Source organism: Bacteroidota bacterium (genome assembly GCA_016213405.1).
In the GTDB taxonomy this organism is placed as follows: Bacteria; Bacteroidota; Bacteroidia; order Palsa-948; family Palsa-948; genus Palsa-948.
This window is the reverse complement of the sequence record JACRAM010000036.1, coordinates 64,147-76,292: the sequence shown is the minus strand read 5'-3', so window position 1 is coordinate 76,292 and position 12,146 is coordinate 64,147. Positions and strand designations below refer to the sequence as shown.

Annotated in this window: 1 protein-coding gene; it reads right to left on the bottom strand. The window is 43.4% G+C overall.

Annotated features, from left to right (window positions below; all coding sequences use genetic code 11):
* A partial coding sequence (locus HY841_04080) for a hypothetical protein (GenBank protein ID MBI4929917.1) occupies window positions 1-12,137 on the bottom strand: 12,137 nt, incomplete at its 3' end.
* Window positions 12,138-12,146: the final 9 nt, after the last annotated feature.

The window sequence follows — 12,146 nt, the reverse complement described above, 5'->3', positions numbered from 1 at the left end:
TTCATCACCGTTCCAAAGGGATAGTAATCTGTGCTTACTAAAAGTTCGGCTTTATAATAGTCCGTAATTCCATCAGCAGGAGAAATATCAACAGGTATTTTTTTATCCGTTACAACTGCCAGCACGTTCCCCAAATGGTTACCCATTTCATACTGCTTGTTGCCGAGTATGTGTATTAAAGAGGGAGTAATAGGAACCACCATTTCGGTTTGGGTTACTTCCATTCCAACCCTGCTCGAACCGTAAATATCTTTTTCAATCTGCTTGTAACTGGTCATAAGGCTGGGCGCTGCCTGTTTATACACGCTCAAAACATTTCCCTGCGCATCGCGCACATAAAAAGTGGTTATATAGTCAGCAGATCCCAGTAATGCTCCTGAAGTTTGGTTCCTCGGCTTTTCAATTTTTGATACTCGGTTGCCCAAGGCATCGTAATTAAATTCTAAATCGCTCGGGTAAAACGGAATTCCATTTACGGTTTTGCTAAAAACAGGAGTGGCTGTACGCGTTACACGTTTCACTTTTCCGGTTACCATCCATTCAATGTTTGCAATTCCCTCCTGTAAATCTTTTTCCAAACGTCCTTCTTTATCATACGAGTAGTTATTGGCAGCGCTAACGGCTAATGTATCAAACGTTCCCATATCGTCTATATCATCGTCAAAAGCAGTTGCAGTTACGGCATCGTTTACATGATACAAACGGTTTTGAAGGCGTTGCTGCTGTGCCACAGGCAAGTTGTAAATTTTTACTTTGTAGCGGTAAGTCATATCCTCAATGGCTGTGCCGTTCTCATCGTTCCGTTTTTGCGTGAGAATATTTCCGCTGGCATCGTAAGTGAACGAATTAAAATATCGGTTCGCGTAGGTCTCAGCGTTCCATTTGTTCTGCGCCAAGTCAATATCCTTATATGCTTTTGCCTGCATGATGCGGTTCAACTGGTCATACTTGTATGCCATAAGTTGAGACAGCGGCTTGACTGTTGCGGGGTCAGTTATTGCGGTTACCATGCTGTTAATGTTTCCGTTGAACAGGTTGGGCGCATCAGCAGCAAGATTGGTATTTGCAGAAGCATCGGCAATAAAATTATTTGCAGGTAAATTTTTATTCTGGTCAATGGCTGAGTAGTCAGCGCCAAAATAATTCAGAGAATAACCGAAGACATCGGCAGCAAATATTTTATTGAGGTTATTAGCAGGGATTTTATTTCCATCCATTCCTATATCGCGTACGGAATCAAGGGTGTTTGAGTTCACTCCTTTAATCCATCCCTGCAAAGTGTAAGCGTAATCCATGCCCTGCACTTTGTTTTCTCCAAGTTCCACACGGGCAAGAGGTCCATGAGCGTAATAAAAATATTTTGCATCCTTGTCGAAAATTACATTGTCGCGGCTGGTTTTCACACTCTTTATTCGGTTGTCGGCATCGTATTCGTACTGGTGATGCCACTGGTCAATCTTGTTGTTTTCGTAATCCACTTTATGCACATTGCCGCTGATTAAATCGTAGGTATAGTCCGTTCTCTTGAAACGCTGCGCTACAATATCTGCCACTGTGCTGTTGTCCACAGCAAGTTTTTGGTTGTCCTGCAATAAACTTTTTACATTGCCGTGAATGTCGTAAGTGTAATGCGTGGCGTGCTCGTAGGTTTCATCTTTAGGGGTTCCGTTTGTATTAAAGTCCATCTCATCTTCATAAGTAACTGTGGCAATGCGCTTGCGTAAATTTTCCTGTACAAAAGCAGTTGGGGTAGTTGGCAGGAACGGAACAATAGCAGGGTTGGGCGCATCATAATAGGTTCGGGTAACTTCTCTTCTCTTTCCGTTTCCGTTGAGCCAGGTATTTAATTTGCAGTCATCAATCACTTTGGGATTGAAATGATTGTTCACAAAAGTTCCGAAAATATCTGCCATTGTTGTAATGGAAGTATTATTGCAGGCAGTTGTTGTTTGGGTGTTTTCTTTTTTCTCCCCCGCTTCAATCACCCTGCCGAGATAATCGTAAAGCGTGTAACTGTATTTGCGCTGATTGGCGTTGTTTCCGTATTGCCGTGTGTTTTGGGAGAGAACAATTCTTCCTAACTTGTCATACCAGAAGCGGGTGGAGAAAAGATTACTCTCATCATGCAAAATGCGGGCGTAGTTTTTAATCGTTCCGTTGTAATCGCCTCCCAAAAATCCATCGTATCGTGTCGCAAAAGCCACGCTGGTAATATTAAGGTCATTGTTGCTGGTTTGACTGTTCAACCCATCATTGGCGGTCATGGAATTCCAGCTTCCTTTGTTTTCCCACGGGAAGCCCGGTAGATTCACATCCAAACCAAACCCGCTGCTGCGGAAAACTTTTCCCCTGCTGCCAACAAGGTATCCTGCAATATCATCGTGAAAGAAAATATCACGAATTGTATCGTTGCCGGATCCGTTTACATTTTTAACTTTATTGGGAAGCGTAATGAAACTTCCTGCTGAAATATCAAAGCCCTTCACTCTTTCGTTCCCTCCTGACTTTGTTCCTGTAATGAGCGCCCAGTCGTTCCGCTTGAACGCCCATGCCGCGCGGAAACTGAAATCCACCCCCGCAGGGGCGGCAACTGTCCATGAAACTCCGCCATTATGAGTATAAAGAATTCTTCCTTTGTTGGTTTTTTCTCCTGCAACGGCAATTCCCCTTTGAGAGTTTGAAAATGTAATCGCATAAAAAGTGTTGGCAGTTGAGAAAGTAACGCTGCTTGGGTTGCTGATGACAGCATTAGCGACTGTTGAACCGCTTATGTTCGCAAAGAAATTTTTTGTGCCGCCTGTAACTCCTTTAATGGGAGTGGTTGAGGTGGGGGGTTTGGTGGTATAAACAGTTTTCAAATTTGGAACATTGGAAGTAGGCACCAAAGCGGGCAAAGAAATGTCCCATGTTGTTCCTCCATCGCTGGTATAGCGCGCAATAAATTTGTCGCCCACCGCAAAGCCGTTCATGGGGTCAATGAAATGAACTCCGTTCAAACGGTGAGGAAAAACTTCTTTTATTCTGAAAGCGCTTTGCCCGAAGCAGAAACGCACATGCGCTTTGCCACCCACTGCATAAGCATTGGTTGTGTTTGGAAGAATTGCCACGCCTTTCAAATCCTGAGTGGTAGTGGCAACTCCCGCAAGTACATTGGGATTGGTAATGTCCTGGCAGAATAAGAGAGTTCCTTTGTTGCCTGACGCATAAATAGTATTGCTTGTTCCGGCAATTGCATTCAGATTTTCTGATGTGGGGCTGATCAGAGAAGTTAAATTGACCGCAACACCTGTGGTAGGAATTGTAAATGTGAAAAGCGAACCATTGTCTCCTGCAATCGCTCCGGTTGAAGTGCTGCTGAAATAAATACCATTCAGATTTTCGGCAGTGCCGGTTTCCGCCTGTGTCCACTTTCCCGCAGCAGTTTGCTTTAAGGCCGTGCCGTCTTTTCCTATCGCGTACATATTTGCTCCACCTGATTTGATATCAGCAAGAGCAAGCGGCTTCATGTTTTCGCTCTGGTCGGTATACGTTACGTTAGAAATATCAAACTTCCATGAAAGTCCTCCATCCCCAGCAAGCAAAATATAATTTCCATTCTTAGTAATTGATTTTACTGTTCCTGTAAACGGAGAAGCGCCACCTAAAGTTGATGCGGAAGGGAGGGAAGTATTGTCAGCAAGAGTTACAGTATATAACTGTTTGTTTGTCTGATGGTATAAATAAACAGTCGTTCCGTCTATAGTTATATCTTCAATTCCGCCAGAAGACAAGGACGAAATGACTCCTATTTGTGTAGGAAAATTAGGAGATGTGTTATAATAGAAATAAATTGGCTTGCCGGTGTTTGAAAGAATTATTCCGGAAACGTTATTACTATTATGCAGATATGCTTCAATCTTTTTTACAGGTAAATCTCCAGCAAGTAAAGAAAATGAAGGAGAATTCCACGCAACACTATTTTGAGCGCTGCTGCCGTTGTTAGTGGAATAAATTTTATTGTTGCTTCCTGCCGCGATAATAATCGAGTTCGTTCCTGACTGAGGTGCAGCCCACACGGCATCGAAATCCACCGAAGATGCACCGGGCGGAACGGTCATGAATGCCATGTTCATGTTGAAGTTCGGAGAAGTTGGAGCCGTCATAAGCGCACGCTTTACTAACCCATTTTTACCCACTGCGGCAATTTTTTCCGGCTCGTAAGAGTGAAGTGAATTGTATTTTTCTCCAGGACTGCTGAGCAGTGTCCATGTGTTTCCGCCATTGATGGTTTTCCAAACGTTTCCAATTCCAGGAGTGTTTTCAATAATCGCAATTCCAATAGTATCGTTTCTGAAATATATGTCTTTGAATTTTCCGGCTGTGCCTGTAGCAATTGCATACCAGTTTATGCCATTATCATCCGTCCATAAAAGATTGCCGTCAATGCCTGCCGCATATGCTCTCTGCGGATTGGTGGCATCGTAATACTGCACTTTCAGCAAGTCCGTTGCGCGGTAAGAAGTGGCAGCAGTCCATGTAGTTGCGTTTGCGCTGCTGTAAATAATTGCAAATTGTCTGTTGCCTGTTGTTCGCTTTACCGTTACATAATAATTTGTTCCGTCATTTGTGATTGAGGTGAGCGTATCGGTGGATGGCGGGGAAATCGGAAGGGGCGACACGGTTATCTGCGAAAAAGTAGCGCCTCCGTCAGTGGTTCTTAATGCCAGTCCGTTTGCGCCAACGAAAATTCCATCGTTGGTAGTGAAAAATACATCAAGCAGAGGATTATTGATGTTCGTGCCTGTTATTGAAGTTGCATAAGTAGGAAGCATATCCCATGTTGAGCCGCCATCAGATGTTTTCATCGCAATTCCATGGTCGCCTGCGGCATAGCCCACCGCAGGATCAAACATCTGTACTTTATTAAATCCTGCGGCAACTAAATCAGTAACCTTCTGCCATGTTGCTCCACCATCGAATGTTTTGTACATGTAACCGCGTGTGAAAGGAACGATAGGTGCAGTAGTGCTGCTCTCAATATATCCTGTGAGATAACCATCGCTGGAATTTACAAACTGTGTGCGTGTAATTTTCAAACGGCTGTCTAATCCGTTCGGTAAAGTGGTTTCCCAAATATCCATCTGGTCGTGGTCGGGCATGTTCTGCCTCACCAACTGATTCAGGGAATTGTAAATGTAAGTAGTCGCGAGATTGTGGAAAGTCATTCCATCAATGCTGCGCGTACCGTTTGTCCTGTCGGCAATAATTTTCAACTCTTTTGGGTCAAAGCTGGAGGTAATGGTAAGCGTATTTACTCCTTCTGGCGGAACGGTTTTCACTAAGTTCCCCGCCTGGTCATAGTAGTACAACGTGAAATGGTATTCTTTATCGTCATAGATGTAATTAAAATTCTCTAATGCGCCAAGACAGTGCGCGGTGTAATTCGCGCTGACCACGCCAGCCAAACTATCCATATAAAACTGCCATTGCTGATAAGCATTTTGCAGAGCGGTGTTTATCATATATTCCACGCAGGGACTGCTGTATGGAACCGGAGGCATGTTGATTGTATCATTAGGCGGATTGTCAGGAGTACAGGGCGGACGGAACTCATCACAAATCCGGATGATGGATAATTGACCCACACCGGCAAATACGTTGCTGTCAAATGTTCCTCTTCTAATGGCATCTACTGTCGCTTCAATGGAGGTAACGCATTCGCAGAAGCGATTCAGCACATCTTCGGCTGGAGGCAAAACTATAATAGGAGGAAAGATAGGGCGCGGTGTTGGTGAAGTTGAATCCGCTGCTGCACCAATGGAACTGATGGCAAATTCATTATACTGCGTGATGGCAGATTCAAACCTCCTTGTCATTTGTTCGCAGGTATCTGTCGGAAGGGGTGAAGCGATTTCGCATCCTGGCCAGTGGTCAATATCCTCAGGAGGAGGCAAAGTCAGATTGGCAGGATCGGCAAGATAGGGTTCCAAATAAGCGAGGTATGCGCGAACACATTTACATCTTCCTGCTCTGTGAAAGGAAGAGAAAGTGGGATAGAGCGTGTTGATTAAATTTCCTGTGGCAGATGCATAGGGGGAAGAATTATATCGGTCAAGTATAGTTAGATAAAGCGCGTAAAGGCGTTCACAGATGCGAATATCTTCAGCTACGCTGATGGCATTGCAGCTATCTAACTTCGGAAGCGGACCAGGACATGCTGTGGTATCAAGAAGCGAGGAGATATATTGATTGATTAATGAATAGCCGGTATCGCTGCAGCATAAATTATTGCGCTTGAAATCCCCGCAACTGAACAGGGGCACAAGTTCCCGATAATTCAGGCAGGTTGTCTGTTGGTTCTGCCTTTCCTGAAAAACGCGCCATGCCTGAACATAATTCTCATATAGTATTGAGCAAGTATCCTGAAGGGTATCAATGATTCCCCTGTCGATAAAAAATGCTGTTTCATCCATCGGCTGCGTAGTATCCCCTGCCGTCATAAGCGAATCAAGGTATCTCACATAAGTATTTAACGAATCGGCAAAACATCCCATGAAGAAAGAAGAATCGGAAATGGCTTTGAGCGTATCCGTGCTTCCAAAGGCAACAGCATATTGGTTATACCGGGTTACTACCGTAGTATATCTCTGATATTCCATCACTACATTTGTTCCATAGCCGTATCTGGAAATAAAATTAATTGGCGAGTTAACAAGTGAGACATCGTCAATCAAAGGTCTGAAGTTACGGATGAAACGCAGGTAATCAGGAAACGCCCGCGCAACTCCTATAGACCAAAACTGAGGATAGGATACTGCCTTTAAATAATTTGGATCGGTTGAAGCAAGTCCAAGGGAAGTATTAGTTTCTGTAACGACTGCTTCGTATTGCTGAAAGAGAAGAGGTGAATCGTCACGCACAAGTAATCCTGTAGAAAGTTCAACGCTGTCTTGTTTTGCAATGGATGCGCTGTCGAGCGGGATAGGAAGCCGGGGCTGCCCTATGATAACAGTATCGTGCGGGAGTGTATCGACCGGAAGAGGACCAATAACCGTATCTTTTTCTAATTCAACACAGGGCTCACAATTTTTTATGGGCCAGCAAGAAGTTCCAAAAATGGTGTCGCATAAAATCGGAAGAGGGTGAGGAAGAGTAGTAAAAGAAGTGCTCAGTGTAGTAGATGAAGTGTCAAAGCAAGCAATCATACAGAAATCATGAAAGTTGCCATTTGCATCAGGAGTGCCTTTTGCAACAAGAGTTCCGAGTGAACGGATGTTCGCGAAAGTTGCAATTTGATTTTGGCTGTGAATCCATAAATTCATTCTGCATGCCGCGGAATCGGAACATGGTTCAGGACTGCATTTCGGAATTATAAATAAAAGTGAATCGTAATGGGTATTGTTAATAGTGCTCTGTGCTTCAGTGGAAGCAGAAGAGTCAGGAAGAATCGTATCAAACGACAGATAAGATTGAAGGAGTGAGGTGAAATTGCTGAGAGAATAAACATTGATGTTGCTGTTAAATGGTTTTTTTAGTAGCGCTTCGTGCAGTAGCGCTTCAAGGTCATTCCGCACATCAAATTCTTTTTCTATGCAATTGAAAGAAGTGGGATTCCCGCATTCGCCCATGGAGATTCCAATAGCACTACGGATAGTTTTTTTGTTTGCAGTTCCTTTCAGCGTAACCATTACATTTCCATTTATATCTCTCCCGTTCACTTTGAAAAAGTTTTGGAAATCGCTCCTGATATCGCTGAAAGATTTTATCTGGTTAAGATTGCTTAAACTGAAAGTAACGGGGTCAGCATCGGTAATAGTGAATGTGATTTGTTGTGAATTGTTCGGATCGCTGATGATGAATTGCTGCTGCGCAGAATTATACGTCCACCGCATGTCATTGTTTGGGGTTCCGAACATGTTTTTAATTCTCTGAGTAACGAGCACGCTGTATGAAGCAGAAGTGGAAAGCGCAACCTGAATGCCGGTTAAATCTCCGGTTGCAGCCAGAGCACTCATCAACGAGGCAATATCTTTTGCAAAATCATTGCCTGTGCAAACAGGAGCAAAAAAGCAGTCGGCAATATTAATGCAGGAAATGGTGCCGGAAATGGGTTTATATATGAACGAAGGAAAACTGCTTGTGCCTGCAAGAACAGCAAGAACAGTATAGGTGTTTGCAGTGAGCGCTTTCAAATCCTTAAAGCCGATGATGTCGCTCCAGTTATAAGTGCCTGTACCCGTTTTGTCAAGCGTCAGTACACATTTTGTTGTGTTGGGAATATTGGGCTCTTTCCATTGTATCGTCAGTAAATTACCGACTGCTGTTCCGTTCCATGTATAACCTTCTGAGGTAATCGGCTGCTGTGGGGCATAGTGATGCTTGGAAAGGTAGAGAGCATTGTACTCGGCATAGTTGAGCAAACTTTCACCTGTTGCTTCCAGTTTTTGCTTTCCCGCTAAAGCATCCAGCAATTGCTGCAGATTAAAAGCATTCGCGCACTGACCAGATTGAAGATACATCTGATATGCCACTTGGTTTATATCAGAAGGAGGCAGATCTTCTTTTTCAGGGAAGCGTTTGAATTTGTTTCTATACAATGCCATGAAATGTATGCCGCATGGCTGCGCCTGATCAAAATATGGAATCCTATTCAAAGGATTAAAATTCGGAAAAGGGCTTGCCGTGGGCGGAGGGACTGGTGGGGATACTGAGAATGGTGGTTTTATTGAAAACATACCTGCCGTAGCTGGGTCATAGTCCTTGTAGCCAATACAGTCATTCAATGCAAAGCAGGGGGATTTTATTGCGTCCGCATCGGCAAGGTCGTTCTGCAACTGCTGTTTGGCGCTTAAGTAAAATCCTCTCAGCACTTTCCATTCCAAGTTGCGGATGCTGTCATTAATATTCTGCGGACCGCTCGGTATTAAATCAGTTCCGAACTCCATACAAGTTTGCGTTGGAGTAATACCGTATAATTTTCCGCAGCGTACCGCCATGGCGGCTGCTTCAACCATAGTGTAATTATTCGGATTAGTAAAGTAAAAATCAAATTTTGTTTGCAGCATGTTTCCATAAGGACTAAATGCTGAGGAGTTTGTGGCAAATGGGTCAAAGGGATTTGTAGCAGGGCTATTCAGTGTATTAAACCAATCTGTTACCCGGTCATTGGGGTCGGTGAAACTGAGATAGTTTGTTTTGATAAGTTTGTTGGCAACTGCATCATTGAAATTTTCTGAAACGATGAGCAGAGAATCAAATGAATCGCTAGTAAATTTATCAAGACCCTGCTTGATGCTATATTCCCTGCATGTTTCGTAATAACAGTATTCGGGATGATATTGCACAAGTGATTTTGCCCAGGATGGCTTCCATGCTGCGATAAAATCTTTTGCATATAATAGAAATTCAGGATAAGTAAAATTATCGCCTTGTGTATTCTGAAAAATATTTGTGTTTGGATTATATACGTTCGGCCAATATCCGCTCGGCTGGCTCGGGTCAATGGCTACTGGAATAGTTGAGCGAGTTCCGTCTTCTTCCAGATAGAATAGATAAGTAGTATTATTCAAAATCGCTCTCGGATTTCTCCAGTCTCCATAGGAGTTTGAAGGATGAAAACCATATGGCAAAACATTACCTGTATGCAGCACCGACAAAGGATAAAGGGCAGGGTTAACAATATTGTTTATCGTATCCAAATACTGTGCGTACTGTCCGCCCGGAGAAACATCCGAAAGCATTTGCTCGTAAGATATTTCGCAAAGTGTGGCCCTTGTCTTGCACATTTCCTTGCACTCTTCGTACTCGCGGTCGTAATCAAAGCCCGTTCCTCCCTTTGCAATATAATCATCTCGGTCGCCAAGCCCTGTAATACAATCACTGCAATCAATGTAGCAATCGGAAGTATCTATTTTAGAAAGCGCGTCCTGCTGGAACTGGAACAGGGTTTTAACGCACGCATAATTATTCATGCTGTCCAGATATGCATTGATAAACGAATCGCGAACGGCTACATCAATGGTCAGTAGTTTACTGACTGTATACACGCCCGGTGTTAAAGTGATCTGGAAGTTTTCATTCTGCGTGAACTGAGATGGAGACGAACAATCCTGAGCATTGAACACAACCACACCGCTTGAGTTCACCAACTTTCCAACCTTTTTTCCAACAACAGCAAGATTCTGTCCACACTCGTCTGAAACTTTAATTTCTAAATCATACACACAGTTGAAACAGATACGTGCAGTGTCATCGCAACTTAATTTCAGGGTATCAATTTTAAGATCGTAACTAAAAGTATATGTGCTTGCATAAGTCACGAGCAGTTGTGTAGAAAAATCAATTCCTGTCTGAGAAACATTTACAGTATTAAGTTGGCTGACACCATTGGCGTCTTTTGCAAATGCATCCACGGTAAATGTTTTTGTTGCAGGCAATGCACTAGGTAAGGCATCAAGGTTTGTTGGGACCGCTCCTGCAAGCGAAGTAGCAATAACCCTTCCCTCCTGGTCAAGATAGGAAACACTGTGCTGATTGTTTGCATCCACAACTACGTTTTTTTTGTAGTGAGTGGCATCTCCCATTTCAGAACCAAACAATCTATCAAGTTGAATTTGGTTTGGCTGTCCGTAAAAATATTTTGTCTCGTGTTTTGTACCCGAACCATCATCGAGCTGGAATTCTTCTCCGACTCCTCCCTGCCTGCGGATGCGTCCTGTATTGTCGGGAGTGTATTCCACCTGTGTGAAAGGGAATTTTTTTGCATCGGGTACAAATGCCTGAAAATCGGATTGACTGGGATTCTGTGGAGAGTAATAATTGGAAGCGCCTGATGAGATGCTCATGCCTGCAACATCTGAGGAGCAGGGGGACGCTGTTTTGTCCACATCAAAATCGTCTCTGGAATATTCATCTGTGGCTGCAGCATTTTTATTGAAATCGGGATAAAACTTGATTACGGATTCTATAGGTACAAGTGTGTTAGTACATACGGGCGCAGGCACAGGCACAGGAAGCACTGTAACAGAAGGGCGGCCCTGGTGGTCGTAAATTGTTTCACCAACAATGGTATTCTTATCGGTGTTGATTTTAGTTACGGTCTGCCGGTTGCGCAAGGTGCCGTCAAAGTAACTGATGACTTCTTTCTTTTTTCCCTCCTCTGCAAAGGTTGTGGTTACTTGCCAGTTTTTATCTCTTTCGTGAGGATCCCAAACATAATATCTCGATGAAACATTGTTCACAGTTCCCTGATCAGCGATAACGCTCCAAAATCCCACGATGATTTGCGAAGGGTTGTTCATCACCCTTCCGATAGCACGAACCCGGAACAATAGATAGCCGTGGTCAAAAATTATCGGTATGCGATAATTAATATTAGCCGTAGTGATGCGTGTGCTGTTGCCGCGAAAATCATATTTTAAATTTGAAGGAGAAAAAAATGATGCGCTGGGGGGAGGTTGATTATAATCATTTACAAACGTCCATTCCAACTGGTATTCTTCTGCGCCTGGTTTGGTAGGCCAACTGATTTCCAATTCATCGTATTTGCTATCACAATCCAGGTCTATGCTATCAATGGAATTAAGTATGATTGGAATTGATGATTGGAAGGAAAAATCATAATACCGTTCAACATTTACGCAGGCATCAATATAAAGGTTTGCAGGCAGCGTGGTTTGATACTGGTAAGAAAGTCCTCCGTCCGTAGAAACCTGGATGTCCGTAATGGTTACTGTATATTTGTAGACGTTTGTAAACCGATGAACTTCTTTATCGCGGTATTCAAGATTATCAAACGGATGGTATTTTACTTCGAGGGTTACAGGAGAAGGCTGAGTAGGATTTACATTATCATTAGGATCAAACGTAGTAATCTGGAATGTAACTTTCACATCCATTGGAGCAGAAAAAAATTGGGGGTAATGCGGATCAACGGCAAGCATTATAATATCTTCCACTTTTATATCTGCGAAACTGCCCGTATTGTAGGGAAGAAAATTAGCGGTGGTGGATGCATTGGGCGCACCGACAATTACTGGGTTCGGCTTAGTTTCAATTCGCGTGGCGCAGATGCTTTGAGTGGCAGCACTTGCATATTCCTGCCCGGCCAAAACAGCCATCAGGAAAATGCCCCGTAAAATTTTTGTGTGTGTAATCATTTTACATAA